25 protein-coding genes are annotated in these 24,576 nt (G+C 66.3%); 16 read left to right on the top strand and 9 right to left on the bottom strand.

The genetic code is table 11. The annotated features are described in order from the left end of the window. Positions 1-76: 76 nt before the first annotated feature. From urtB to DBO85_RS01920, 12 genes are all read left to right on the top strand, one after another. Complete coding sequence (gene urtB / locus DBO85_RS01975; RefSeq protein WP_177429719.1) at positions 77-994, top strand: urea ABC transporter permease subunit UrtB; 918 nt, start codon at positions 77-79, stop codon at positions 992-994. A gap of 115 nt (positions 995-1,109) precedes the next feature. Further along, positions 1,110-2,309, top strand: a complete 1,200-nt coding sequence (gene urtC, locus DBO85_RS01970) for an urea ABC transporter permease subunit UrtC (RefSeq protein ID WP_233356530.1) — start codon at positions 1,110-1,112, stop codon at positions 2,307-2,309. Further along, complete coding sequence (urtD, locus tag DBO85_RS01965) at positions 2,306-3,064, top strand: urea ABC transporter ATP-binding protein UrtD (protein WP_108104759.1); 759 nt, start codon at positions 2,306-2,308, stop codon at positions 3,062-3,064. The genes urtC and urtD overlap by 4 nt, the downstream gene beginning before the upstream one ends. Positions 3,065-3,210: 146 nt before the next feature. After that, positions 3,211-3,900 (top strand): urea ABC transporter ATP-binding subunit UrtE, encoded by a 690-nt coding sequence (gene urtE, locus DBO85_RS01960; RefSeq protein WP_108104757.1) that lies wholly within the window; start codon positions 3,211-3,213, stop codon positions 3,898-3,900. A gap of 1,208 nt (positions 3,901-5,108) precedes the next feature. Further along, on the top strand, positions 5,109-6,341 hold the full coding sequence (gene fmdA, locus DBO85_RS01955; RefSeq protein WP_108104755.1) for a formamidase: 1,233 nt from the start codon (positions 5,109-5,111) through the stop codon (positions 6,339-6,341). Positions 6,342-6,498: 157 nt separating this feature from the next. Beyond that, complete coding sequence (locus DBO85_RS01950) at positions 6,499-6,846, top strand: FmdB family zinc ribbon protein (protein WP_108104753.1); 348 nt, start codon at positions 6,499-6,501, stop codon at positions 6,844-6,846. A gap of 121 nt (positions 6,847-6,967) precedes the next feature. Then, positions 6,968-8,011: an aliphatic amidase gene (locus DBO85_RS01945; protein ID WP_108104751.1), complete on the top strand. Its 1,044-nt coding sequence runs from the start codon at positions 6,968-6,970 to the stop codon at positions 8,009-8,011. A gap of 258 nt (positions 8,012-8,269) precedes the next feature. Next, positions 8,270-9,319, top strand: a complete 1,050-nt coding sequence (locus tag DBO85_RS01940; RefSeq protein ID WP_108104750.1) for an AAA family ATPase — start codon at positions 8,270-8,272, stop codon at positions 9,317-9,319. Between the two features lie 83 nt (positions 9,320-9,402). Beyond that, on the top strand, positions 9,403-9,795 hold the full coding sequence (locus DBO85_RS01935) for a Rho termination factor N-terminal domain-containing protein (RefSeq protein WP_108104748.1): 393 nt from the start codon (positions 9,403-9,405) through the stop codon (positions 9,793-9,795). A gap of 20 nt (positions 9,796-9,815) precedes the next feature. After that, positions 9,816-9,902, top strand: coding sequence for a small membrane protein YohP (locus tag DBO85_RS19810; RefSeq protein ID WP_108104746.1), 87 nt, complete (start codon positions 9,816-9,818; stop codon positions 9,900-9,902). Between the two features lie 266 nt (positions 9,903-10,168). After that, entirely contained in the window at positions 10,169-11,062 is an 894-nt protein-coding gene (locus DBO85_RS01925) for an esterase/lipase family protein (protein WP_108104744.1), read from the top strand. A gap of 238 nt (positions 11,063-11,300) precedes the next feature. Then, the gene (locus tag DBO85_RS01920; RefSeq protein ID WP_108104742.1) at positions 11,301-12,245 is read left to right on the top strand and encodes an alpha/beta fold hydrolase; all 945 of its coding nucleotides are present in this window, start codon (positions 11,301-11,303) and stop codon (positions 12,243-12,245) included. Positions 12,246-12,405: 160 nt separating this feature from the next. Here the strand turns inward: DBO85_RS01920 and DBO85_RS01915 are convergent, their stop codons facing one another. Further along, positions 12,406-14,901, bottom strand: coding sequence for an ankyrin repeat domain-containing protein (locus tag DBO85_RS01915; RefSeq protein ID WP_108104740.1), 2,496 nt, complete (start codon positions 14,899-14,901; stop codon positions 12,406-12,408). Positions 14,902-15,022: 121 nt separating this feature from the next. Here DBO85_RS01915 and DBO85_RS01910 point away from each other — a divergent pair, with 121 nt between their 5' ends. Then, positions 15,023-15,487, top strand: a complete 465-nt coding sequence (locus tag DBO85_RS01910; protein ID WP_108104739.1) for a hypothetical protein — start codon at positions 15,023-15,025, stop codon at positions 15,485-15,487. On the opposite strand, the gene DBO85_RS01905 is transcribed toward DBO85_RS01910, so the two are convergent. Both DBO85_RS01905 and DBO85_RS01900 read right to left on the bottom strand, forming a co-directional pair. Continuing rightward, entirely contained in the window at positions 15,441-15,638 is a 198-nt protein-coding gene (locus DBO85_RS01905) for a hypothetical protein (RefSeq protein WP_108104736.1), read from the bottom strand. The two genes, DBO85_RS01910 and DBO85_RS01905, sit on opposite strands and share 47 nt — an antisense overlap. A gap of 67 nt (positions 15,639-15,705) precedes the next feature. After that, positions 15,706-16,197, bottom strand: coding sequence for a GNAT family N-acetyltransferase (locus DBO85_RS01900; RefSeq protein WP_108104734.1), 492 nt, complete (start codon positions 16,195-16,197; stop codon positions 15,706-15,708). Between the two features lie 156 nt (positions 16,198-16,353). Here DBO85_RS01900 and DBO85_RS01895 point away from each other — a divergent pair, with 156 nt between their 5' ends. After that, positions 16,354-17,208 carry a DMT family transporter gene (locus tag DBO85_RS01895; protein WP_267895596.1) on the top strand — a complete coding sequence of 285 codons (855 nt, stop codon included), beginning with the start codon at positions 16,354-16,356 and terminating at the stop codon, positions 17,206-17,208. A gap of 229 nt (positions 17,209-17,437) precedes the next feature. Here DBO85_RS01895 and DBO85_RS01890 read toward each other — a convergent pair whose 3' ends face one another. Then, positions 17,438-18,700 carry an Hsp70 family protein gene (locus DBO85_RS01890; protein ID WP_108104732.1) on the bottom strand — a complete coding sequence of 421 codons (1,263 nt, stop codon included), beginning with the start codon at positions 18,698-18,700 and terminating at the stop codon, positions 17,438-17,440. Positions 18,701-18,865: 165 nt separating this feature from the next. On the opposite strand from DBO85_RS01890, the gene DBO85_RS01885 reads away from it, so the two are divergent. After that, complete coding sequence (locus DBO85_RS01885) at positions 18,866-19,864, top strand: type II secretion system F family protein (protein WP_108104730.1); 999 nt, start codon at positions 18,866-18,868, stop codon at positions 19,862-19,864. A 222-nt stretch (positions 19,865-20,086) separates the two neighbouring features. Next, positions 20,087-20,353: a DksA/TraR family C4-type zinc finger protein gene (locus DBO85_RS01880; protein WP_108104728.1), complete on the top strand. Its 267-nt coding sequence runs from the start codon at positions 20,087-20,089 to the stop codon at positions 20,351-20,353. A 75-nt stretch (positions 20,354-20,428) separates the two neighbouring features. On the opposite strand, the gene ureC is transcribed toward DBO85_RS01880, so the two are convergent. From ureC to DBO85_RS01855, 5 genes are all read right to left on the bottom strand, one after another. After that, entirely contained in the window at positions 20,429-22,129 is a 1,701-nt protein-coding gene (gene ureC / locus DBO85_RS01875) for an urease subunit alpha (RefSeq protein ID WP_108104726.1), read from the bottom strand. 189 nt (positions 22,130-22,318) lie between these two features. Then, positions 22,319-22,624 (bottom strand): urease subunit beta, encoded by a 306-nt coding sequence (locus DBO85_RS01870; RefSeq protein WP_108104724.1) that lies wholly within the window; start codon positions 22,622-22,624, stop codon positions 22,319-22,321. After that, positions 22,621-23,133 carry a GNAT family N-acetyltransferase gene (locus DBO85_RS01865; RefSeq protein ID WP_108104722.1) on the bottom strand — a complete coding sequence of 171 codons (513 nt, stop codon included), beginning with the start codon at positions 23,131-23,133 and terminating at the stop codon, positions 22,621-22,623. The genes DBO85_RS01870 and DBO85_RS01865 overlap by 4 nt, the downstream gene beginning before the upstream one ends. A gap of 50 nt (positions 23,134-23,183) precedes the next feature. After that, positions 23,184-23,486, bottom strand: coding sequence for an urease subunit gamma (gene ureA, locus DBO85_RS01860; protein ID WP_108104720.1), 303 nt, complete (start codon positions 23,484-23,486; stop codon positions 23,184-23,186). 51 nt (positions 23,487-23,537) lie between these two features. Next, positions 23,538-24,371, bottom strand: a complete 834-nt coding sequence (locus DBO85_RS01855; RefSeq protein WP_108104718.1) for an urease accessory protein UreD — start codon at positions 24,369-24,371, stop codon at positions 23,538-23,540. Positions 24,372-24,576 lie beyond the last annotated feature (205 nt).

The following is a 24,576-nucleotide window of genomic DNA, read 5'->3' as shown; positions in this document are numbered from 1 at the left end:
CTCCGCTTGCGGCCTGCCCGACGGGGCCTACGCGGCTCGGCCTGCCGCACCCCCTCTTTTTCCTGGAGACATCATCATGGAATGGCTATCGGAATTTGGTGCCATCGCCGCCATGCAGGGCTTCAACGGCCTGTCCGTGTTCTGCGTGCTGCTGCTGATGGCCCTGGGACTGGCGATCATCTTCGGACAGATGGGCGTCATCAACATGGCCCATGGCGAGTTCCTCACCATCGGTGCCTACACCACCTTCATCGTCGCGGTGCTCACCGAGCGCTTCGCACCCGCCTTCGGGCCCTATTACTTCTTCCTGGCGATCGTGATGTCGTTCTTCATCGCCGGGGCCATCGGCTGGGTCGTCGAATGGGCGATGATCAGCCGGCTCTACCACCGCCCGCTGGATACCCTGCTGGCGACCTGGGGGCTGTCGCTGATCATGCAGCAGATCTTCCGCTCCGTTTTCGGTGCCCGCGAGGTCAGCGCCAATCTGCCCGAGTGGCTGATGGGCTCGCTGCAGCTCACCGACACCATCGAGATCCCGCGCAACGGCCTGTTCGTAATGGGCCTGACCATCCTGCTCACCGCCACCATCTTCCTGATGATGTACCGCTCGCGCTGGGGTCTGCAGGTGCGTGCCACCGTGCAGAACCGCGCCATGAGCCGGGCCGTGGGGATCAACACCAAGCGCGTCGACCGCATGACCTTCGCCCTCGGTTGCGGCGTGGCCGGTGTCGCCGGTGCCGCCTTCACCACCATCGGCTCGACCGGGCCGACCTCCGGCTCGCTGTACATCGTCGACACCTTCCTGGTGGTGGTCTTCGGCGGCGCGGCCAGCCTGCTCGGCACCATTGCCTCGGCATTCTCGATCGCCCAGGCGCAGTCGATCATGGAGTTCTTCATGAGTGGCTCGATGGCCAAGGTCCTGACCCTGCTCACCGTGGTCGGCATCCTGATGCTGCGCCCGCAGGGGCTGTTCTCGATAAAAGTCCGGAAGTAAGGATGACGGCCATGAACCATCTGCGTACCTCATCCGCCGCCCTGCGCGGCACCCCATCCCTCGACGTGGCGAGCGCCTGCCCGGCCGGCGCCGCCACCTTGCGGAGGAGCAACTGATGAACAGCACTCTCGATCGATTCGTCGGCGGCAAACAGGGCGCCATCGGCCTGGCGATTCTCGCCGCGCTGATCCTGGTGGTCTTCCCGTTGCTGCTCGATGCCTTCCGCCTGAACATGGTCGGCAAGTACCTGACCTACGCCTTCGTCGCTGTCGGCCTGGTCCTGTGCTGGGGCTATGGCGGCATCCTCAGCCTCGGCCAGGGGATCTTCTTCGGCCTCGGCGGCTACTGCATGGCGATGTTCCTCAAGCTCGAGGCCTCCGATCCGGAAAGCACCAAGATCCAGTCGACCCCGGGCATCCCGGACTTCATGGACTGGAACCAGATCACCGAACTGCCGTGGTTCTGGGAACCCTTCAACAGCTTCGGCTTCACCCTGCTGGCGGTGATCGCGGTGCCGGTGATCCTGGCGCTGGTGATCGGCGTGGCGATGTTCAAGCGCCGTGTCGGCGACGTGTACTTCTCCATCGTTACCCAGGCCATCGCGCTGATCCTGACCGTGCTGATCATCGGCCAGCAGGGTCTGACCGGCGGCGTCAACGGCATCACCGATCTGAAGACCCTGATGGGCTGGGACATCCGTAGCGATGAGGCCAAGCTGATCCTCTACTTCGTCAACGCCTTCCTGCTGCTGGGCTGCATCCTGATCGGCAAGTTCATCCTCACCTCCAAGCTCGGCCGCCTGCTGATGGCGATGCGCGACAAGGAGGAGCGGGTGCGCTTCTGCGGCTACGACGTGGCGGCGTTCAAGATCTTCGTGTTCTGCGTCGGCGCGGCCTTCGCCGCCATCGGCGGGGCGATGTTCACCCTGCAGGTCGGCTTCATGTCGCCGAGCTTCGTCGGCATCGTGCCCTCGATCGAGATGGTGATCTTCTGCGCGGTCGGTGGTCGCCTGTCGCTGCTCGGCGCGGTCTATGGCGCGCTGCTGGTCAACTTCGGCAAGACCTACTTCTCCGAAACCCTGCCCGAGCTCTGGCTGTTCCTGATGGGCGGCCTGTTCATCGCGGTGGTCATGTACTTCCCCAACGGCCTCGCCGGTCTGTGGCAGAGCCATGGGCAGAAGTGGCTGGTGCGGCTGCAGACCAAACTGCGCAAGCCGACACCACCCGCGCCGCTGCCGCGTAACGACAAGCGTGATGATGGCGAGAGCAAACCCCTGGCGGCTGCAGAGCCGAGCAAACTGGAGACCAGTGTATGAGCCCGACAGGATTCCAGATGCCCAAACCGGTGCTGGCCATCGAAGGCCTCACCGTGTCCTTCGACGGCTTCAAGGCGGTCGACGACCTCAACCTGTACATCGACCGCAACGAGGTGCGGGTGGTGATCGGCCCCAACGGCGCCGGCAAGACCACGGTGCTCGACCTGATCTGCGGCAAGACCCGCGCCACCTCCGGCAGCATCCAGTTCGAGAGCCGCGAGCTGACCAAGATGCGCGAGTACGACATCGTTCGTGCCGGCGTCGGGCGCAAATTCCAGAACCCGTCGATCTTCGAGGCGCTGAGCGTGTTCGAGAACCTGGAAATGTCCTACCCGGAAGGCCGTGGGGTGTTCGGTGCACTGTTCTTCAAACGCAGCGAGGCGGTCATCCAGCGGGTCAAGGAAGTCGCCGAGGAGATCGGCCTGGCCGAGCAGTTGCACCAGCAGGCCGACCTGCTGTCCCACGGCCAGAAGCAGTGGCTGGAGATCGGCATGCTGCTGATGCAGGACCCGCAGCTGCTGATGCTCGACGAGCCGGTCGCCGGCATGAGCGTCTCCGAACGCGCGGCCACCGCCGAGCTGCTCAAGCGCATCAGCAAGGGCCGCTCGGTGTTGGTCATCGAGCACGACATGGAGTTCGTCAAGAGCATCGCCCACAAGGTCACCGTGCTGCACCAGGGCAAGGTGCTGGCCGAGGGCAGCATGGACGCGGTGCAGAGCAATCCCAAGGTGATCGAGGTGTACCTGGGCCATTGAGCCCGCGGTTGTTCGGTGGAGGACGCGGCGCGCTCATCCACCCTCGGCAACTTCCGTATTACGACCGTAGGGCGGACATCGCCAAAGGCATTTCCACCCGCGCCAGCCGCCTTCGCACACCCGACCTGAATCTGGAGTGACCGAATATGTTCAAGATCAGCCAGCTCGCTTCCGGCTACGGCCAGAGCCAGATCCTCCACGAACTCGACCTGAGCGTGGAAAAGAAGGAAATCGTCGCGGTCATGGGCCGCAACGGCATGGGCAAGAGCACCCTGTTCCGCAGCCTGATGGGCCTGCTGCCGCAGTGGGGCGGCAGCATCGAGGTGGACGGCAAGGATGTGTCGAAACTCGACACCCACCAGCGTGTCGCCAGCGGAATCGCCTACGTGCCGCAGGGGCGGATGATCTTCCCCAGCATGACCGTGCTGGAAAACATCCAGACCGGCCTGCCGGCCTCGGCCAAGGGCGTGGTGCCGGAAGACCTGTATGCGCTCTTCCCGGTTCTGCACGACATGCGCAAACGCAAGGGCGGCAACCTCTCCGGCGGCCAGCAGCAGCAGCTGGCGATCGCCCGCGCGCTGGCGACCAATCCCAAGGTGCTGCTGCTGGACGAGCCGACCGAGGGTATCCAGCCGTCGATCATCAAGGACATCGCCCGCAGCCTGAAGGAGATCCGCAACATGCGTGATCTGACCATCGTGGTGTCGGAGCAGGTGCTGTCCTTCACCATGGAGATCGCCGATCGCTTCCTGGTGATCGAGAAGGGGCGGTTCGTGGTCGAGGAGAAGCGCGAGAATGTCGATGAGGCGACGATCAGTCGGTATTTGTCGGTGTAGCGATTCGGCGTGTGCTCGCTGAGGGGCGGAGTCTTCCGCATTGATCGTTCCCACGCTCCGCGTGGGAACGCAGTTGCAGACGCTCTGCGTCTGAGAGGAGCGGAGCGCCGCTGGATAGGGTGTCCATGCGGAGTCTGGGCGAGATCCTCGGTTTGCTCGGCGGCTGAGCGACGGATGCCGAGCTCGTTGCCCAGAGGGCTGTTGGCTTGAGGTTTCGCCCTCCTGGGCGAGTCACTTTTGTCAGTCGCGACAAAAGTAACCAAAAGCGCTTGCCCCATTGTCCAGCCCGGCTGCGCCGGGTTCCTTCGCTCCATCGCCGCTCCGAGGGGCCGGCGTAGAAGGACCATCCATGGTCCTCTACGCCTTGCGCCGCATCCCTGCGGCTTACCCCTCTCCACGACGACTCCGCTCAGCCGGACAAAGGGGCGATTCGCGTCGCCTGAACCTTATGCGCCGATCGTTCCCACGCTCTGCGTGGGAATGCGGTGGCAGACGCTTGCGTCTGAGGGACGCGGAGCATCCCGGATCGGGTGCCCACAGCAATCCGCAAGTGATTGGTGGATGGCGTCGACCATCCACCCTACGGTTGTCTCGTTTTCGTAGGATGGACAACGGCGCAGCCTTGTCCACCAGAGGCTGACCCAAACATCTTTCAGGCAACTCGGTGCGCATACCCCTTACAGGAGGCCGAGCGCAGGTGTTGCGCAGGAGGTGAGCGGCAATGGATGCCGCGAAAGGCGGAGTCGGGCCAAGGATGGCCCGTCTGCGCCGGCCTCCGGAACGGCACCGGAGCGAGGGAAGTCTGGCCGCGCAGCGGGCAGACCCGGATGTCGGGGCGCGCTTTCTCTTTGGTCACTTTCTCTTTGCGTCGGGCGGCGATCCGCGGACAAAGAGAAAGTGACTCGGCCGGGGGGCCGAAAACCCGGCGCCTCCAACCATTCGGCAATAAGCCCGGCGCCAAGCTCGCTCTGCCAAACCTTGCCGTCCTTGACTCTGCGGGATGCGGACTGGGTGCCGCGCAGGCACCTCGCGGTTACCCATCACGTTGGGCTTTGCAGCCCAACCTACGCCTGTGGCTCTGCGGCACCCGCAGAGCAGCCCACGTCCCCATACGTTATCCAGCGTATTTAACGATCTCCCCGGCGCGACAAGACTAAGCCCAACGGCATTTCGCCAACGCCAACGCCAACCGGCCCAGGAGCATTGTCATGACCGAAACACTGATCAAGGTCGACCTCAAGCAGAGCGCCACCGAGAACGAGCAGATTCACAACCGCTGGCACCCGGACATCCCGATGGCCTGCTGGGTCAATCCGGGTGACGATTTCATCCTCGAGACCTACGACTGGACCGCCGGTGCGATCAAGAACGATGACGACGCCAGCGACGTGCGCGATGTCGACCTGTCCACCGTGCACTATCTGTCCGGCCCGGTCGGGGTGAAGGGGGCCGAGCCGGGTGATCTGCTGGTGGTCGATCTGCTCGACATCGGCGCCAAGCAGGATTCGCTGTGGGGCTTCAACGGCTTCTTCAGCCAGCAGAACGGCGGCGGTTTCCTCACCGAGTACTTCCCCCATGCGCAGAAGTCGATCTGGGACTTCAAGGGCATGTTCACCAGCAGCCGGCACATCCCCGGCGTCAGCTTCGCCGGCCTGATCCACCCGGGTCTGATCGGCTGCCTGCCGGACCACAAGATGCTCGCCGACTGGAACAAGCGCGAACAGGAGCTGATCGACACCAATCCGACCCGCGTGCCGCCCCTGGCCAACCCGCCACTGGCCGCCACCGCGCACATGGGCAAGCTCAAGGGTGAGGCGCGCGACAAGGCCGCCCTCACCGGCGCGCGCACCGTGCCGCCGCGCGAGCATGGCGGCAACTGCGACATCAAGGACCTGTCGCGCGGCTCGAAGATCTTCTTCCCGGTCTACGTCGACGGCGCCGGTCTGTCGGTGGGCGACCTGCACTTCAGCCAGGGCGACGGCGAGATCACTTTCTGCGGCGCCATCGAGATGGCCGGCTGGGTACACATGAAGGTCGAGCTGATCAAGGGCGGCATGGCCAAGTACGGCATCAAGAACCCGATCTTCAAGCCCAGCCCGGTGGTGCCCAACTACAACAACTACCTGATCTTCGAAGGTATCTCGGTAGATGACGCCGGCAAGCAGCACTACCTGGACGTGAACCTGGCCTACAAGCAGGCCTGCATGAACGCCATCAACTACCTGACCAAGTTCGGTTACTCGCCGGCCCAGGGTTACTCGCTGCTCGGTTCCGCGCCGGTGCAAGGGCACATCAGCGGGGTGGTCGACATCCCCAATGCCTGCGCGACCCTGTGGCTGCCGACCGAGATCTTCGAGTTCGACATCAACCCCAGCGCCGCAGGCCCGATCAAGCATCTGGACGGCAGCATCGACCTGCCCATCGCCTACGACAAGAAGTGACGCGCAGATGACGGGCCTGGCGGCGGGCCTAGGTTGGGCTGAGCGAAGCGAAGCCCAACGCAGGTGCCGCCGTCGGCTCCGTAGCCAGGACATGGGGCGGGCCGGGCGAAGTCCGCTGCCGATGATCGCCCGGCGCCACGCCACCGAGGAATAGCACATGCCCATCTATGAATACGACTGCGACGCCTGCGGCGACTTCACTGCACTGCGCTCGATGAGCCTGCGCGGCGAGCCGTGCGACTGCCCGTCCTGCGGCACGCCCAGCCCGCGGGTAATTCGCACCGCGCCGGGGCTGGCGACCATGGCCGGCAGCACCCGCACCGCGCATGAAACCAACGAGCGTGCCAGCCATGCACCGAAGACGGTCGCCGAGTACGCCGCCAGCAAGCGCCATCCGGCCGGCTGCAGCTGCTGCGGTCCGAGCAAGCCGCTGGCGCCGACCAAGGCCAACCCCCATGCACTCAAGGCCAGCCCGTCGAACCGGCCGTGGATGATCAGTCATTGACGGTCGTGAACCGCAGGCCATAGACCCGAGCTTCCAGCCCAGACACCCACGCCTAGCTCCGTAGGGTGGACAACGCTTTTCTTGTCCACCGCTCGCCATGACAGACATAGAGGTAAAGACCATGCGTCACGGTGACATTTCCAGCAGTCCCGATACCGTCGGCGTTGCCGTCGTCAACTACAAGATGCCGCGCCTGCACACCCGCGCCGAGGTGCTCGACAACGCGCGCAAGATCGCCGAGATGATCAAGGGCATGAAGCTCGGCCTGCCGGGCATGGACCTGGTGGTGTTCCCCGAGTACAGCACCATGGGGATCATGTACGACAAGGACGAGATGATGGCCACCGCCGCCACCATCCCCGGCGAGGAGACCGCGATCTTCTCCGCCGCCTGCCGCGAGGCCAGGACCTGGGGCATCTTCTCGCTCACCGGTGAGCGCAACGAGGACCCGGACAAGGCGCCCTACAACACCCTGGTGCTGATCGACGATCAGGGCGAGATCCGCCAGAAGTACCGCAAGTGCATTCCCTGGTGCCCGATCGAGGGCTGGTATCCGGGCGACCGTACCTACGTCTCCGAAGGCCCCAAGGGCATGAAGATCAGCCTGATCATCTGCGACGACGGCAACTACCCGGAGATCTGGCGCGACTGCGCGATGAAGGGTGCCGAGCTGATCGTACGCTGCCAGGGCTACATGTACCCGGCCAAGGAGCAGCAGGTGCTGATGTCCAAGACCATGGCCTGGGCCAACAACTGCTACGTGGCGGTGGCCAATGCCGCGGGCTTCGATGGCGTCTACAGCTACTTCGGCCACTCCGCGATCATCGGCTTCGATGGCCGCACCCTGGGCGAGTGCGGCGAGGAGGAGATGGGCATCCAGTACGCCCAGCTGTCGATCTCGCAGATCCGCGACGCGCGCGCCAACGACCAGTCGCAGAACCACCTGTTCAAGCTGCTGCACCGCGGCTACACCGGCGTCTACAACTCCGGCGACGGCGACAAGGGCGTTGCCGACTGCCCGTTCGAGTTCTACCGCACCTGGGTGATGGACGCGCAGAAGGCCCGGGAGGATGTCGAGAAGCTGACCCGCAGCACCATCGGTGTGGCCGACTGCCCGGTGGGCGAGCTGCCGCATCCCGGTCGGGAAAGAAGCGCAGGCGGATAGCGGTGCGGCGCGGCCCGGAAGGGGACCGGCGGTCAGGCACCCTGCAGGCCGAATCCTCCCTCATCCGGCGCTGCGCGCCACCTTCTCCCGGCGGGAGAAGGACGGCTGTACGGCGCAGCTCGCCAATGCCGGGAGGGGCTCTCGGTGCAGCGCGGCAGCATGACTTTTCCTTTTCCCGCCAGGAGCGGGTGCCGAAGGCGGGTGAGGGAGGGTACGGGCGACTCGCTGCTTCCTCTAACCACTAACCAGGAGCTCCCGATGCCGTTCGTCAACGATCTGCTCGAACACAATCGCGAACGTCTGGCCGAAGCCGCCCAGGCCGCGCCCACTCCGGGACGCCTGCAGTCGCGCTTTGTCTTCGAGCCGGCGCAGGTCATGGCGTTGCTGCGCTCGCGCATCGTCGGCCAGGAGGCCGTGCTGGCGCAGATGGACTCAATGCTCAAGTCGCTCAAGGCCGATCTGGGTGATCCGGCACGGCCGCTGTCGGTTACCCTGTTCCTCGGCCCGACCGGGGTCGGCAAGACCGAGATCGTGCGGCTGATCGCCGAGGCCATCCACGGCAAGCCGGACGCTTTCTGCCGCATCGACATGAACACCCTGTCCCAGGAGCATTACGCCGCGGCACTGACCGGCGCGCCGCCAGGCTATGTCGGCAGCAAGGAGGGCACCACGCTGTTCGACGCCGAAGCCATCGCCGGCAGTTTCAGCCGCCCCGGCATCGTTCTTTTCGACGAGTTGGAGAAGGCCAGCAGCGAGGTGTTGCGCAGCCTGCTCAACGTGCTCGACAGCGGCCGCCTGACGCTGACGGCCGGCAGCCGCACCCTGGACTTTCGCAACTGCCTGATCTTCATGACCAGCAACCTCGGCGCCCGCGAAGCCTGGGACCATCGCGCGCGCTTCGCCCGCGGCTGGCGACGGCTGCTTGGCCTGCGTCCGCGTGGCGAGGCGGAAGTGGTCGAGCAGGCGCTGCATCGGCAGTTCGATGCGGAATTCATCAACCGCATCGACCGCGTGCTGACCTTCGAGCGCATCGATGGCGAGCATCTCGGCGCATTGCTGCAGATCGAGCTGGGCAAGCTCAACCAGCGTCTGGGTCGTCGTGGCATTCAGGTAGAGCTGGATGCGTCCGCACAGCACCTGCTGTGTAGCGGACAGGACCCGCGCTTCGGTGCCCGCGACCTGGTCCGGCGTCTGCGTCGCGAGCTGGAGCCGGTACTGGCCGAGGCGCTTCTGGCGCAGCCACAGGCGACGCGGCTGCGGGTCAGCGCCGTGGCAGGAACACTTGCCGCGCGCCCCATCGCCATGTGAGCCGCCCAGCCGGCCGCGGCGAACCATTGCCTGGCCCCTGCGTCACACCCCCTGAGTGCACTTGAAATGCAGGAGGGGCTCCCATGTCACGTGGCGAGAAAGACAAATACACCGAAACGCAGAAGCGCAAGGCCGAGCACATCGAGCAGAGCTATGCGGCCAAGGGTATTCCCGAGGCCGAAGCCGAAGCGCGTGCCTGGGCCACCGTCAACAAGCAGAGTGGTGGTGGCGAGAAGAAGGGCGGGTCCGGGCAGCGCAAGAGTCCTGCAGCCAAATCGGCCGCGCGCAAGGACTCTGCGCGTCGCGCGGTAGCGACCCGGAAGGGCCACTCGCCCAACCAGGCGCCGGCTCGTTCGAGCGGTAGCCTGGACAGGCTGACCAAGGACGAGCTAATGCAGCGCGCAGCCCGTCAAGGCATCACCGGCCGCTCGCGCATGCGTAAGGCCGAGCTCATCGACGCGTTACGCGTCGCCTGATCCGAACAGGAGAAACACCCATGTTGAAATTTCTCACCGGTACCGTAGGCATCATCTTCCTTATTGGCCTGGTCGTGGTCATAGGCCTGTTTGCCCTGATCTTCTGACCAGCGGTCGACGCCCCGTGAGGACGGGGCGTCGGGAGGTTTTTTGAGTCACATTCGCCAGCGCTCGTCGCCCAGTGGTGGAACCTGACCATGGAGTCAGCGTCCCATGCCCACCTTCTGACGATGAGGAATCGGTCATGCCGAAGATGCTGGGTGGCACCCCTAGCCTGGTGTTTCTGCTCGGACTTGCAGCTGTGCTTTCCATTTTCAAGCTCGTACTCTAGAGCCCTTCCGGAGCCATCGGCTCTTCCTCGAGGAGCCATCGCGTGAGTGCGGAAAAAGCCAGTCCCCGCTATCCCCTGGTCCTGGTTCCAGGCCTGCTCGGTTTCATCAGTCTGCTCGGCTTTCACTACTGGTACGGCATCGTCGAAGCCCTGCGCCGCGGTGGCGCGCGGGTCTTTCCGGTACTGGTGTCGCCAATCAATTCGACCGAAGTGCGTGGCGAACAGCTGCTGGCGCGGATCGAACAGATCCTGCGCGAGACCGGCGCGCAGAAGGTCAATCTGATCGGCCATAGTCACGGCGCCCTGACCGCACGTTACGCTGCATCGCTGCGGCCCGACTGGGTCGCGTCGGTGACCTCGGTGGCGGGCCCCAATCAGGGTTCGGAGCTGGCCGACCATCTGCAGCGCAGCAGGCCGCGCGGGAGTTTTGCCGAGCGGCTGCTGACGTTGTTCATGCGCTGGCTGGGGCTGCTCTGGTCCTGGTTCGAGGTGGGTTATCGCGGCCCGCGCCTACCGATCGATCCACGCGCCTCGCAGGATTCACTGAGCAGCGAAGGGGTGGCCGCCTTCAATCTGCGTCATCCCCAGGGCCTGCCCGAACAGTGGGGCGGCGAAGGTGCGGAGGAGGTCAATGGCGTGCGCTACTACTCCTGGTCCGGCACGCTGCAGGCCGGCATCACCGATAAAGGCGGCAACCGTTTCGACTGGACTTCCTACAGCTGCCGGGTCTATGCACAGCACTTCGTCCGCGAACGCGCGCAGAACGATGGTCTGGTCGGTCGCTTCAGCTCGCACCTGGGCAAGGTGATCCGTTCCGACTACCCGCTGGATCACTTCGATATCGTCAATCAGAGTCGCGGCAAGGTGCCGCCGGGCACCGATCCGGTCGGCCTGTTCACCGAGCATGCGCAGCGTCTGGCTGACGCGGGGCTCTGATGACGACGACGCATGTCGGGACGCAGCCCTGGTCTGCCTGCCAGGGCGCAGGCGCGAAGGTCTGTCCATCCTCGCGCTGCACGGAGAATAGGCAGCTGCACGCCGGACGTCGGTCGGCAGTGTGTGGCGTCCAGGCTTTCGTGAATGCGTGCCGATTCACCCGAATGGGTGACTGCTGGCGTTTCGCCCATCCCCTAGAGTGGCCGTCCATCCTGCTGTTGTGGAACTTGTCCCTGCGATGAAAACCTTCGCCAAGCTGCTCGGTTATCTGCTGCTCCTGCTCGGAGTCCTGTTTGCCACCTTCGTGGCGCTCACCTGGGCGCCGGATGTACCAGTGGAAGAACTCAAGGCGAAGTGGGCACCGGAGCCTTCGCAGTTCATCGAGGTCGAGGGCATGCAGGTGCATGTGCGCGACCAGGGTTTGCGCGACGGCGAGGTGCTGGTGCTGCTGCACGGTACGTCGGCGAGCCTGCACACCTGGGAAGACTGGGTTGCCGGGCTGCAGGATCGCTACCGGGTGATCAGCCTCGACCTGCCGGGCTTCGGGCTGACCGGACCGTTCCCGGATGGCGATTATCGACTGGCGCACTACAGCGCCTTCCTGGCCAAGGTGCTGGATCGTCTCGAGGTGCCGCGGGCAAGCATTGCCGGCAACAGCTTCGGCGGCCAGCTGGCCTGGCAGTTCACCGTCGACCACCCCGAGCGCGTCGAGCGCCTGGTGCTGGTCGATGCGTCCGGCTACCCGCGCGAATCCACCTCGGTGCCGCTGGGCTTCCGTCTGGCCAGTACGCCGGGTCTCGAACCGATCATGGCGCGCATCCTGCCACGCTCGCTGGTCGAATCGAGCGTACGCAACGTCTATGGCGACCCGAGCAAGCCGAGTGAAGCGCTGATCGATCGTTACTACGACCTGGCCCGCCGCGAAGGCAACCGCGCCGCGCTGCGTGCACGTTTCCAGCAGGGGGCGATTGGCGTCGACCCCACCCGCATCCGTGAGATCAAGGCGCCGACGCTGATCATCTGGGGCGGCCGCGACGGCCTGGTTGCGCCGATCAATGCCGAGCGCTTCCACAAGGACATCGAGGGCAGCCGTCTGGTGATGTTCGACGAGCTGGGCCACGTGCCCCACGAGGAAGACCCGCAACGCACCCTGGCGGCGACCCTGGAGTTTCTCGCCGAGTAACGCGGCTTTTCCCCCGCCATCGGAAGAGGGTGCCGAAGGCGGGTGAGGGGCGCTTCAGGCGACTCGCTGCCGCTGCCGAATCAGGTCACGTCGGGCACCCTGCAGGCCGCGCCATCCCTCATCCGGCGCGCTGCGCCACCTTCTCCCGGAGGGAGAAGGGCTACTGCTGCAGGTCTTTCAATCGCTGTTCCAGGCGGGCGATCAGGTCTGTGTCGTCCAGTCGGCTGAGACCGATGCTCAGGCGTTCGGCCAGCGCGCTGCGATTGGCTGGTTCGGTGCCCTGCAGCGGGTCGCAGTCGCTGTCGAGCATCTGCGTCACCAGCGCCTGGATTGCCGGTGAAGCGCTGCGGCCGCTGCGGGTCAGGCTGTCGGCAATGTCCAGCAGTGGCCGTGCGCACTGACTCGCGTATTGCGGCCGTCCCTGCAGGGTTTGCGCCAGTGCCTGCAGATGCTCCTCGCGACCTTCCTCGACCAGTTTCAGCAGTGCGCTTTGGCCGCGTGCGTTGGTCGCCCAGGGATCGGCCCCCTGTTGCAGCAGCGCGGCATAGCGCTCGGCAGGCAGCCAGGTCTGCTGTGCCGCGAACAGCTCCGGGTCGGCGGGGCGGCTGCCCGGTGCGCTGGGCGGGTTGATCGGTACGCCGCGCTTCAGCGCGGCCAGCAGCGCCGCCCAGACCTGCTCCTGCCTCGGCTCCTGGCCCCTGGTCTGGCGCAGTTCGCGGATGGCGCCTTCGCTGATTCGATAATCGAGAGGGCTGTGCGGCGGGCCGAAGTTGTCCAGCAGCTCGATCAGGTCGGCACGGCCGACGAGCACCAGCCTTGCCAGCAGCATGCTCTCGCCCTTGAGGCCGCAACGCTGTCCCTGTCCGAGATCGGCGCCCAGCGCCAGCAGACTGGCGAAGCTCTGCAGGCTGGCGCGACGGTATTCGGCGGTGTCGTAGTGACCTATGTGTAGCGACTGGGCCAGCAACTGCAGCGGGCTATAGCGGGTATCCATGCTTTCGCAGTTCAGGCGGCCGTCATACAGCTGGTTCACCTGGGCGCCGGCGGCGATCAGCATGTCCGCTGCCTGGAAGTTGCCCGCGGAAAGAGCCCTGGCCAGGGCGTTCTCGCCGTCCTTGTCGCGTCGGTCGAGATCCTGCGGGTGGCGCAGCAGTTCGGCAAAGATCGCCAGCTCACGCGGGTTGCCGGCGTACTGCAGGAGCAGGTGCCGGTCGTTCAGCTCCGGCTCCTCGAGCGGTGCGCCGGCCTCGGCCAGGAAGCGCAAACGTGGCGCCAGCTGCAGTTGCGGATCTTCGCCAAGGTCCTGCTGCAGGGCCAGACCGAGCTGTGTCCGCGAACCGTACAGGCCATCGAGCCGCGCGCCGGCGGCGACCAGTCGCTCTGCGATCGGGAAGTTCGGTGTGCGCAACGCCAGCGACAGGGCGGTGAGCCCATCGTCGCCCACGACGTGACCGGGGATGCCTTTGCTCAACAGGCGCTCGACGAGGGCAAGGTCGTCTGCTGCGACTGCGTCGAGCAGCGGCCAATGTGGTCGACAGGCTTCTTCGCTGGCCTGCTCGAGCGCCAGACGCTGCAGCACCCGCTCCGGCACGGCCAGGCCGCGCGCCAGGCGACGACCACAGTAGAGCCGGTAGCGTTCCTGGGCGCGCGCCAGGGAGGCGGCGTGGTTGGGGTAGGCCAGGTGCAGCTTCCAGTCGATATCGGCCAGGTTGAGCTGCACGGCGATGCGTTCGGGCTCCCGTCGCAGCACTTCCTCGAGCAGCGGCCTGGCGGCTTGCGGGTCGTCAGCGGCATCCAGCCAGAAGGCGATGTCGTTGAGCAGGCGCGGCGTGTCCCGTGCGTGCACACCGATCTGCCGGTAGTCGTGCTGGATCAGGAATTCGCGCAGTGGCGCAAGGCTCTGCGCATCGCCCTTGCGCGCGAAGGCCTCGGCATGCAGGCGGCGCAGTTCGCGCAGTTCGGGATCCGCGCTCTGCTCGCTGGCGGCGCTGCTGTCTGCAGCCGGAGCAAGGGTGAAGTGCGTAGGCTGGCTCGGCAGCGAATAGTGGCGTCCGCCATCGGGGGCGTTGAGCCGCGCCAACCAGTCGCGGTCGGTCGTGGCGGGCAGTGCTTGCAGGGGCTGCAGTTCGATGCTGTCGATGCGGGTGGCACGCCCTACCGCCAGCAGCGGCGTACCGGGCATGCGGCCGTCGACCAGTACGAAGCGGTCGTTCTGCCAGGCGCCGGGTTGCTCCGCGCCCGGACAATAGATGCTGTAGCCGAGTAGCAGCAGACCTGGCGCAACGCTGAATTCGCCAGCCCAGCTGGAGACGTCCGGGCTTGAATATTCGCCGCGGCAACGGCGGTATTCCTCAGCGCTGAACAGGGGCAGCGGGCCGAGCTTGTGGCTGCGTTCGCGGTAGTCTGCGTCGCGATAGAGATTCAGGTAGTACAGGCCCTGGTGAGCGCTGAGCAGCGTCTTGTGGGGCAGCGGGTCGCCGTCCTCGACCGCCAGCAACAGGGAGCCGGAACTGGCGCTGTCGGGGACCTCGGGCGCGTCGAGCTGCGCAGTCTTGGTCAGGCGCATCCACTGAATGTCGAAGTCGACGGCCTGGCAGGGCTGGCTGGCCAGGAGCAGGAGGGCGGGAAGCAGCCAGGAGGCACAGCGGGTGACCATGGATTCGTCCTTGAAGAGGATGGGGCACGCATCATAACAACGCCGGCGTGACGCTGGCGGCGACACAAGCGCGCGGGCTGCGCTATGGTGCGGCGGCATTTTTCATGACAGGAAGGCCCCTGTGTTATCGCTGATTGTTCGCCAGCTGGCGCTCGCCGCACTACTCGCCACGGCGCAGATGGGTGGCTTGGGGCTGCTTTACGGGTTGCTCGGTGCGCGGCTGCTGGAGCAGCGTTTCGGCTGGCTGGTGCAGGTCTGCGGGCTGGGGGCACCTGTGCACGAGTGGCTGGCGCTGGGCGGCTTCGCGGCGCTGCTGGCGTTCCTTGCTGCGCTGCCGCTGCGGCGTCTGCGCTGGCTGGCCTTGGCGCATGTCACGACTTTTCTGCTGGGAAGCTGGCTGCTGGTGTCGAGCATCGCCCGTGATTGCCTGGGCAACACCTGGCGTGACGTCGAACTCGTTGCCCTGTTGCTCTGGCAGATGGATCTGGTACTGCTCTGCGCGCTGCTCGGCTGGCTGGCGTACGCGCTGATTCGCCGCCTCAGCGGCCTTCGAGCTGCTCCAGGCGTTGCTGATTCTGGCTGTTGAGCGCATCGAGCTGCTGCTGGATCTGCGCCGCCTGCTGCTGTGCCTGTTCGGCCTGGCGCGCCTGCAGATCGGCCACAGCGGCGGTTTCACCGGCGCCGCAGCCGAGCAGGCAGAGCGCGAGGGTAGCGGGGAACAACGGGCCGAGTTTCATTGCAGCACTCCAGGGGTGGTGGAGGCTGCAGTCTAATGGCCGCTGGGCGAACTGCCCTGACTCCGAGTCAGGCCGTTTCGACCAGCGGGCAAACCAGGTAGCGCGCCGGTATCCGGTAGCTCTGCAGCACGCCGCGCTGGCGTTCATCCAGGGTCGGTTCCTGGGCAAAACCCTGGCGATTCCAGAAACCGGCCGAGTCCTGTACCGAAACCAGCGCCGACCAGGGCAAAGCCTGATCGCGGGCATGGTTGAGGCCGTGCGCCACCAGTTGCGGACCTATGCCGCGACCGGCTGCGCGATTGGCCACCGCCAGGTCGTGCAGGTAGAGGCAGTCGGGCGCGGCGTGGCGCGGGAAATCACCATCCAGCGGAGTGATGCTGCCCAGTTTCGAGGGGTAGGCAAAGAGGTAGGCACAGACGCCCAAGGTGTCTTCGGCGACCCAGCACTGCTGAGGGTTGTTGTGCAGGCGGCGGGCGATCACCGCGGCGCTTTCGAGCAGGCTCGGCGCGTAGCACTGCGCCTGGATCTGCATGACCGCAGGCAGGTCGGCGGCGGTCATGGAGCGAATCTGGGACATGGCAAGGGGGGCGGCAAAAAAGCGCGCATTCTGCCCGGCGGTTGTGACGGCTGGCAAGCGCGTCCTGTCCAGTCGGTCAGGGTTGCGGGCATAATCGCTGCGGCGCGCTGTAGTTCCTGCGCCCAGGCCGGAGTTGCTGTGAACCAATCAAGACCACTGTTGTTCGGCGTGCTGCTGATCATGGCGGCCGGCATTCTGCTGGCGACCCAGGACGGCGGCTCGCGCTACCTGTCCGGCATCTATCCGCTGGTGATGGTGATCTGGGCGCGCTACCTGTCGCAGAGTCTGCTGATGGTGCTGATCTTTGCGCCGCGCATGGGCCTGCGCATCCTGCACACGCGGCGGCCCTGGCTGCAGCTGGCACGCGGGGTCAGCCTGGTGGCGGTGAGCCTGCTGTTCATCGGCGGGCTGCACTACATCCCGCAGGCCGAGGCCACCGCGGTGATCTTCCTGGCGCCGCTGATGCTGACGCTGTATTCGGCGCTGACCGGCGAGCGCATCGGTCGCGGCCAGTGGATTTCGCTGGCCTGCAGCCTGATCGGCGTGCTGGTGATCGTGCGGCCGGGCGGGGCGTTGTTCACCCCGGCGGTCCTGCTGCCGTTCTTCGCGGCGATCTGCTTTGCCGCCTATCAACTGATTACCCGCAGGCTCAGCGGCACCGACCATGCGGTCTCCAGCAACTTCCTCTCCAGCCTGGTCGGTACCCTGCTGCTGGGGCTGCTGCTGCCCTGGTTCTGGGAAACGCCAAGCGCGCCCATGGCCTTGCGCATGCTCGGCCTCGGCGCGCTGGCAATGGTCGCCCATCTGCTGCTGACCCACGCCCTGCGCAACGTCAGTGCCGCGGCGCTGGCACCCTTCACCTACCTCAACATCGTCTTCGCCGGTCTGGTCGGCTGGCTGATGTTCGAGCAGGTGCCGGACCTGCCGGCGATGCTCGGCATGGCGATTATCATCGCCAGTGGCTGCGGCCTGGCGTTGGCCTCTCGACGATAGCGGCTGACCTGGCGCGTGCCGGTGTTGATGGGGGCGGAACCATCGTCATTGGTGGACAAGGCTGCGCCGTTGTCCACCCTACGTGGGGCGGCCATCCGTGGGGCGGCCAATCCGTGGGACGGCCATCCGTGGGGCGGCCTCCCGCGGAGCCGCCTTTCCTAGGGTGGATGGTCGAAGCCAGCCACCAGCCGCTCTCCACTAGTGCACGGATGGACAGGTTCAGCCGCGCTCAGCCGTAACGCCGCTTGGCCTCGATCGCCAGGCCGCTGCCGATGCTGCCGAAGCTGTCGCCGTCGGCCACCCGGGCATTCGGCAGCAGCGCCTGCACGCACTGACGCAGCGCCGGGATGCTGCTCGAACCGCCGGTGAAGAACAGTGTGTCGATGCTTTCCCCCGCCAGCCCGGCCTGCTGCAGCAGGTCCGCGACGCTGGCCTGGATGCGCGTCAGCAGCGGGGCAATGGCGTCGTCGAACAGCTGGCGGCTGAGTTCTGCTGCCAGTCCCGCTTCGATCCGCGACAGATCGATCCGGCGCTGTGCCTCGCTGGTCAGGGCGATCTTGCTGTCTTCCATCTGCATCGCCAGCCAGTGCCCGGCACGTTGCTCGATCAACGCCAGCAGGCGGTCGATGCCGGTCGGGTCGAGAATGTCGTAGCGCATGTTCTTCAGCGCCAGCTGGCTCTTTTGCGCGTAGACCGCGTTGATGGTGTGCCAGGTGGCCAGGTTCAGGTGGTAGCTGGTCGGCATGAAGGCGTCGCTTTTCATCCGGCTGCCGTAGCCGAACAGTGGCATCACCCCGTCCAGGCTCAGTTGCTTGTCGAAGTCGGTACCGCCGATATGCACGCCGCCGGTGGCGAGGATGTCCTCGCCGCGGTCGCTGAGTTCGCGAAGCTGCGGAGCCAGGCGGACGATGGAAAAGTCCGAGGTGCCGCCGCCGATGTCGATGATCAGCACGCGCTCCTCGCGGGTGACGCTGCGCTCATAGTCGAAGGCCGCGGCGATGGGTTCGTACTGGAAGGACACCTCCTTGAAGCCGAGCTTGTGGGCCACCGCCAGCAGCGTGTCGGCGGCCTCGCGGTCGGCCTGTGCGTCGTCATCGACGAAGAATACCGGCCGGCCCAGCACCAGTTGCTCGAAGCTGCGTCCGGCCTGGGCTTCGGCACGTTTCTTCAGCTCGCCGATGAACAGGCCGAGCAGGTCGCGAAACGGCATCGCACTGCCCAGTACGGTGGTCTCGCTCTTCAGCAGCTTGGAGCCGAGCAGGCTTTTCAGCGAGCGCATCAGGCGCCCCTCGTAGCCGTCCAGATACTCGCCTAGCGCCTGGCGCCCGTACGCCGGGCGGCGCTCCTCGGTGTTGAAGAAGATCACCGAGGGTAGCGTGCGCTGATCGTTCTCCAGTATCAGCAGCGGCGCCTGGCCGGGTCGCCACCAGCCGGCGGTCGAGTTGGAGGTGCCGAAGTCGATGCCGAGGGCGTTGGCGGCGGTCTGGTTCATGGCGCGGGCTCGGGAAAAACGGCCGCGCATTGTAGGGAAGTGCGCGTCGGGCCGCTGGAAAAAATTGATCGGCTGCGTGCGTTGCAGCACGTCGGGCACCGTGGCGGCTGTCGCGCCGAGGCTCTTGCGGCAATACTGTCCATCCCCGACCGCCGGACAGTGCCGATGCCCGCTCTGCTCAACAAACCCCTCCCCGTCGGCGTGCGTGCTGAGCTGTTCAATCACCTGGCGGCGATGGAGCAAGCCGGCGTGCCGGCGGAGCGCTCGTTCGCCTCGCTGCAGCTACCGGCGGCGTTCGGGTCCCGCCTTGAGCGGATGCGTCGGCATCTTGATCAGGGTCGCGATCTGGCCAGCGCCGGCGCCCTGGCCGAGCTGTTCACGCCACTGGAAGTGAGCCTGCTGCAGGCGGCGCAGACGGCCGGCAGTCCGGCTCCCGTGTATCGGCGCCTGGCCGAGGGCTATGCCGTTCGCGAACGCGAGCGCAAGCAGGTCCGCGCGCGTCTGCTGATGCCGGCTGCGGTGCTGCTGCTGGCGCTGTTCATCCAGCCGCTGCCGGCGCTGATCGGCGGTTCGCTGGGGATCGCCGGCTACGTCTGGGCGGTACTGGCGCCCCTGTTGCTGGTTGCCGCGCTGGTGGTCGGCGTGCGCTGGTTGCTGGCGCGGCTGGAGCAGCCGGCGCGGGGTGGCGATGGCGCCGGGCGCCTGTTGCGCGCGCTGCCCCTGCTCGGTCCCGCCTATCTGCGGCGCAATGCACGCGACTTCTTTGACAGCCTGGGCTTGCTGCTCGGTGCGGGCGTGCCGATGCTCGACGCCCTGCCCAGGGCCTGCTCGACCCTGAGCAATGCCGAATTGCGCGCGCAGTTCGAGCGCCTAGCGCCGGCCATCGCCGCAGGCCAGTCGCTGGGGCCGGCGCTGCGCGAGCTGGTCGATTTCCCCGGCAAGGCGAAGGCGGTGGCGCTGGTCACCACCGGCGAAGGCAGCGGCACTCTGGCCGACATGCTGCTGACCCACGCCCGTCATGAGAGCCAGGCGCTGGCGGACTTCCAGGAGCAGCTGGCAACCTGGTTGCCGCGCCTGGGTTATCTACTGGTAGTGCTCTGGATCGCCTACGGTCTGCTGACCGGTGGGGGTTTCTCCCCGCAACTTCCGCCTGAGCTGCGCTGAACCGGGTATGGCCGGGTCGCGGCGCTATGCGCTGCGGCGGCTCGGGTAGCGAGTAGGGCGGCTTGATCCGCCGTGGGGCGACTTGGGATAGGGCCGCTACTGTCGTGTGCGGTCACGGCGCAATGCGCGGTGCTTATTGCGCCCTACGGTCGGCGTCTCGCTTGCATGCAGGCGGCGTGCGGAGCGATAACCCCTCTGACGAACCCGAACCCGGAGGTGGATATGGCCGGTGGCTGGAGCACCGATGGCGCGGTGCAGGAGCAGATCGACAGCACCCTGGATGACGCGGTGCAGCGAGCCCGCGCGCAGCTGCCGCGTGGCGAAAGCCTGAATCATTGCCAGGAGTGCGACGCACCCATTCCCGAAGCGCGGCGCCAGGCCTTGCCCGGTGTGCGCCTGTGCGTAGCCTGCCAGAGCGCACATGACCGGGAACAGAAGCAGGCGAGCGGCTATAACCGCCGCGGTAGCAAGGACAGCCAGCTGCGCTGAGGGCGTAGGTTGGCGCCGAGCCTGCGAGGCCCAACGAGCGAGGGTGCAGGCCCGTTGGGCGTCGGAGCGGCGGTGTCAGAACAGAAAGTAGCGCTGCGCCATCGGCAGGACGTCGGCGGGCTCGCACCAGAGCAGCTGGCCATCGGCCTTGACCTGGTAGTTCTGCGGGTCGACTTCGATCGTGGGCAGGTAGCCGTTGTGGATCAGGTCCTTCTTCTGCACCGTGCGGCAGCCCTTGACCACGCCGATGCGCTTCTTCAGGCCGAGCTGCTCGGGTACGCCTGCGTCCAGCGCCGCCTGGCTGATGAAGGTCAGGCTGCTGGCGTGCAGCGAGCCGCCGTAGCTGCCGAACATCGGCCGGTAGTGCACCGGCTGCGGCGTGGGGATGGAGGCGTTGGCATCGCCCATGAGGCTGGCGGCGATCACGCCGCCCTTGAGGATCAGCGTCGGCTTGACGCCGAAGAAGGCCGGGCGCCAGAGCACCAGGTCGGCCCACTTGCCGACCTCCACCGAGCCCACTTCGTGACTGATGCCGTGGGTGATCGCCGGGTTGATGGTGTACTTGGCGATGTAGCGCTTGATGCGGAAGTTGTCGTTGCCTGCACCGTCTCCGGGCAGCGGGCCACGCTGCTTCTTCATCTTGTCGGCGGTCTGCCAGGTGCGGGTGATGACCTCGCCGACCCGGCCCATGGCCTGGCTGTCGGAGCTGATCATGCTGAAGGCGCCGAGGTCGTGAAGGATGTCCTCGGCGGCGATGGTCTCGCGGCGGATGCGGCTCTCGGCGAAGGCGACGTCCTCGGCGATGCTCGGGTCGAGGTGATGGCAGACCATCAGCATGTCCAGGTGTTCGTCGATGGTGTTGCGGGTGAACGGTCGGGTCGGGTTGGTCGAGGACGGCAGCACGTTGGCAAAGCCGCAGGCCTTGATGATGTCCGGTGCATGCCCGCCGCCGGCGCCTTCGGTGTGGTAGGTGTGGATGGTGCGACCCTTGAACGCGCCCAGGGTGGTCTCGACGAAGCCGGACTCGTTGAGGGTGTCGGTGTGGATCGCCACCTGCACGTCATAGGCATCGGCGATGCTCAGGCAGTTGTCGATCGCTGCCGGCGTGGTGCCCCAGTCCTCGTGCAGCTTGAGGCCGATGGCGCCAGCCTCGACCTGCTCGATCAGCGGCTGCGGCAGCGAGACGTTGCCCTTGCCGGTGAAGCCGATGTTCATCGGGAAGGCGTCGGCGGCCTGGAGCATCTTCGCCATGTGCCAGGGACCGGGGGTGACCGTGGTGGCATAGGTGCCGGTGGCCGGGCCGGTGCCGCCGCCGATCATGGTGGTGGTGCCGCTCATCAGCGCCTCTTCGATCTGCTGCGGGCAGATGAAGTGGATATGGCTGTCGATGCCGCCGGCGGTGAGGATCATGCCTTCGCCGGCGATGACCTCCGTGGCGCCACCGATGGCGATGGTCACATCGGGCTGGATGTCCGGGTTGCCGGCCTTGCCGATGGCGAGGATGCGCCCGTCCTTGAGGCCGACGTCGGCCTTGACGATGCCCCAGTGATCGACGATCAGCGCGTTGGTGATCACCGTATCGACCACGCCTGCGGCGCACAGCTGGCTCTGGCCCATGCCGTCGCGGATCACCTTGCCGCCGCCGAACTTCACCTCGTCACCGTAGGTGGTGTAGTCGTGCTCGACCTCGAGCCACAGCTCGGTGTCGGCCAGGCGCACCTTGTCACCGACGGTGGGGCCGAACATGTCGGCATAGGCTTGGCGGGAAATCTTCATGGGTTCCATCTCGCGTAGGGTGGATGGTCGAAGCCATCCACCGATCCTGGTCATGGTGGAAACGCCGGTGGCGTCCTCCACCCTACAAAAGCGTCGGCGTCAGTCCGTAGCGAACATAACGCAAAGCGGGTCCACCGGCTTCGGCGCAGGCCATCCACACAAAGGCCGTTCCTCCGGCACAGACATCGTTCACAGGTCGCCCATCACCCGGCCGGCAAAGCCGAACACGCGGCGCGTGCCGGCCAGGTCGACCAGTTCCACTTCGCGCTGCTGGCCCGGCTCGAAGCGCACGGCGGTGCCGGCGGCGATGTTCAGGCGCATGCCGCGAGCGAGTTCACGCTCGAACAGCAGGGCGTCGTTGGCCTCGAAGAAGTGGTAGTGCGAGCCGACCTGGATCGGCCGGTCGCCGCTGTTGGCAACGCTCAGTGTCAGGGTGCGGCGACCGGCGTTGAGTTCGATATCGCCAGGCTGGATCTGGTATTCGCCGGGGATCATGGTCTGTCCTTGCGTGGGCCTAGGGTGAGCTGCATCAGGGTCAGGTCCAGCCAGCGGTGGAACTTGCGCCCGACCTGGCGCAGTTGGCCGACATGGATGAAACCGAGCTGCTGGTGCAGGTGGATGGAGTCTCGGTTGGCGCTGTCGACGGCACCGATCAGGACATGCATGTCGGCCTGCCGCGCGCGCTCGATCAACTGGGTCAGCAGGGCGCGGCCGATACCGTTGCCGCGCTGGCCATCGCGCACGTAGACCGAGTGTTCGACGGTCTGGCGGAAACCATCCTGGGTGCGCCAGGCACAGAAGCTGGCGTAGCCGAGCACCTGCGCCTCGGCATCGACGGCGACCAGCACGGCATTGCCTGCGGCCTGGTGGCTGGCCAGCCAGGCTCGACGGTTGGCCAGGTCGACGGTCTGCTCGTTCCAGATCGCCGTGCTGTGTTCGACGGCATCGTTGTAGATTTGCAGGATGCCGGCGAGATCGGTTTCGTTCGCATCGCGAATCTGCATGTCGGTAAATCCTCGGGGCAATTGGCGCGGGCTGGCCGCTGCGCTTCGTCTCAGGGGATCGGTTGATGCACGGTCACAAGCTTGGTTCCGTCCGGGAAGGTGGCTTCCACCTGGATCTCCGGGATCATCTCGGGCACGCCCTGCATCACCTGTTCGCGGCTCAGCAGGGTGGTGCCGTAGTGCATCAGTTCGGCCACCGTGCGCCCGTCACGGGCGCCTTCGAGCAGGGCTGCGGAGATGTAGGCAACCGCCTCCGGGTAGTTCAGCGCCAGCCCGCGTGCCAGGCGGCGCTCGGCGACCAGGCCGGCGGTGAAGATCAGCAGCTTGTCCTTTTCTCTTGGCGACAGGTCCATAGGCCTCGTTCTCTACATGGGTGGACAGGCCGCAGCGCTGTCCCTGGGGGTTCAGGTGCTCCAGATCCGCGGCGGCACGGCGGGGCGCCCGAGCATGCTCGGGCGCAGCAGTTGCCAGAGCTGGATCAGCCAGGCGCGTGCGTGCAGCGCCTCATCGGCCAGGCAGCGGGCCACCAGCAGACCAGGAAGTTGTGTCAGATCACCGCGCAACCTGGCGGGACGGGTCAGCTGGCGGCACTCCTCGAGCAGGCTGGCCGGGATGTCGCCGCTTGCCAGCAGCGTTGCCATGACCGGCTGGCCGCCCAGACCGATGGGCGAGTCGAGCAGGCCGTCACCGCCCTGGATGCGTTGGCGCTCGTGCCACAGCAGGCGCCCCTCGCGGTAGATGTCCAGGGCGTTGTGCAGATGACCATCGGCGAAGCGTTCGCCACTGGCCGGACGCCCCAGCGCCAGGATGTCCCAGTAGAACAGCCGGGCGTCTTCGGCCAGCTCGATGCGGGTCTGCAGCGCTGCGCGGGCGCCGCTATAGAAGATGCTTTCCTGCGGCAGCCACTCCAGGGTGGCGCCGGCTTCGACCCGTAGCGCGAGCTGCTGGCCGGCGCTGGCCCCGGCGCGGTACCACTTGGCCGCGCCGGGGCTGGTCAGCTGGGCCCAGCTGCCTGGGCCGGCCTGGGCGCTGATCCGCAGCTGGTCACCGCCGGCGATGCCGCCGGGCGGATGGATGATGATGTGCTGGCAGACCTCGGGGCCTTCGGCATGCAGATGTTTCTGGACCCGCAGCGGCCCGCTGTGGCGGCGCAGGCTCGGCCGCGTGCCGCCACCGCTGTGCACATAGGCCAGTTCCAGCTCGGCATGCCATTGCGGGCGAAAGCAGGCGGCGGTCATCGGGGCGCGCCTTTGCCGTCGGGAATGCGGATGTTCGTGTGCAGCATAGGTTTCCATCGGCGACGCCCGGCGCCGGTGTGGCGCTGGGCTGCTGGGTCCGTCCAGCCGGGCGGCATGACGCTGTTCGGCGCACGACGGAGGGATCCTTCAGGCATTGGCAGGTTTCATGCCAGGCGCCACAGGGCCCTGCTCGCGGCATTGCGTG

The organism is Pseudomonas mangrovi, from assembly GCF_003052585.1.
In the GTDB taxonomy this organism is placed as follows: domain Bacteria; phylum Pseudomonadota; class Gammaproteobacteria; order Pseudomonadales; family Pseudomonadaceae; genus Aquipseudomonas; species Aquipseudomonas mangrovi.
This window is presented reverse-complemented; position numbering and strand designations above follow the sequence as displayed.

What these genes read in the sequence shown, in the direction of transcription:
- urtB (WP_177429719.1), top strand. Translation starts at nt 77, where the DNA reads ATGGAATGGCTATCGGAATTTGGTGCCATCGCCGCCATGCAGGGCTTC.
- urtC (WP_233356530.1), top strand. Translation starts at nt 1,110, where the DNA reads ATGAACAGCACTCTCGATCGATTCGTCGGCGGCAAACAGGGCGCCATC.
- urtD (WP_108104759.1), top strand. Translation starts at nt 2,306, where the DNA reads ATGAGCCCGACAGGATTCCAGATGCCCAAACCGGTGCTGGCCATCGAA.
- urtE (WP_108104757.1), top strand. Translation starts at nt 3,211, where the DNA reads ATGTTCAAGATCAGCCAGCTCGCTTCCGGCTACGGCCAGAGCCAGATC.
- fmdA (WP_108104755.1), top strand. Translation starts at nt 5,109, where the DNA reads ATGACCGAAACACTGATCAAGGTCGACCTCAAGCAGAGCGCCACCGAG.
- DBO85_RS01950 (WP_108104753.1), top strand. Translation starts at nt 6,499, where the DNA reads ATGCCCATCTATGAATACGACTGCGACGCCTGCGGCGACTTCACTGCA.
- DBO85_RS01945 (WP_108104751.1), top strand. Translation starts at nt 6,968, where the DNA reads ATGCGTCACGGTGACATTTCCAGCAGTCCCGATACCGTCGGCGTTGCC.
- DBO85_RS01940 (WP_108104750.1), top strand. Translation starts at nt 8,270, where the DNA reads ATGCCGTTCGTCAACGATCTGCTCGAACACAATCGCGAACGTCTGGCC.
- DBO85_RS01935 (WP_108104748.1), top strand. Translation starts at nt 9,403, where the DNA reads ATGTCACGTGGCGAGAAAGACAAATACACCGAAACGCAGAAGCGCAAG.
- DBO85_RS19810 (WP_108104746.1), top strand. Translation starts at nt 9,816, where the DNA reads ATGTTGAAATTTCTCACCGGTACCGTAGGCATCATCTTCCTTATTGGC.
- DBO85_RS01920 (WP_108104742.1), top strand. Translation starts at nt 11,301, where the DNA reads ATGAAAACCTTCGCCAAGCTGCTCGGTTATCTGCTGCTCCTGCTCGGA.
- DBO85_RS01915 (WP_108104740.1), bottom strand. Translation starts at nt 14,901, where the DNA reads ATGGTCACCCGCTGTGCCTCCTGGCTGCTTCCCGCCCTCCTGCTCCTG.
- DBO85_RS01905 (WP_108104736.1), bottom strand. Translation starts at nt 15,638, where the DNA reads ATGAAACTCGGCCCGTTGTTCCCCGCTACCCTCGCGCTCTGCCTGCTC.
- DBO85_RS01900 (WP_108104734.1), bottom strand. Translation starts at nt 16,197, where the DNA reads ATGACCGCCGCCGACCTGCCTGCGGTCATGCAGATCCAGGCGCAGTGC.
- DBO85_RS01890 (WP_108104732.1), bottom strand. Translation starts at nt 18,700, where the DNA reads ATGAACCAGACCGCCGCCAACGCCCTCGGCATCGACTTCGGCACCTCC.
- DBO85_RS01885 (WP_108104730.1), top strand. Translation starts at nt 18,866, where the DNA reads ATGCCCGCTCTGCTCAACAAACCCCTCCCCGTCGGCGTGCGTGCTGAG.
- DBO85_RS01880 (WP_108104728.1), top strand. Translation starts at nt 20,087, where the DNA reads ATGGCCGGTGGCTGGAGCACCGATGGCGCGGTGCAGGAGCAGATCGAC.
- ureC (WP_108104726.1), bottom strand. Translation starts at nt 22,129, where the DNA reads ATGAAGATTTCCCGCCAAGCCTATGCCGACATGTTCGGCCCCACCGTC.
- DBO85_RS01870 (WP_108104724.1), bottom strand. Translation starts at nt 22,624, where the DNA reads ATGATCCCCGGCGAATACCAGATCCAGCCTGGCGATATCGAACTCAAC.
- DBO85_RS01865 (WP_108104722.1), bottom strand. Translation starts at nt 23,133, where the DNA reads ATGCAGATTCGCGATGCGAACGAAACCGATCTCGCCGGCATCCTGCAA.
- ureA (WP_108104720.1), bottom strand. Translation starts at nt 23,486, where the DNA reads ATGGACCTGTCGCCAAGAGAAAAGGACAAGCTGCTGATCTTCACCGCC.
- DBO85_RS01855 (WP_108104718.1), bottom strand. Translation starts at nt 24,371, where the DNA reads ATGACCGCCGCCTGCTTTCGCCCGCAATGGCATGCCGAGCTGGAACTG.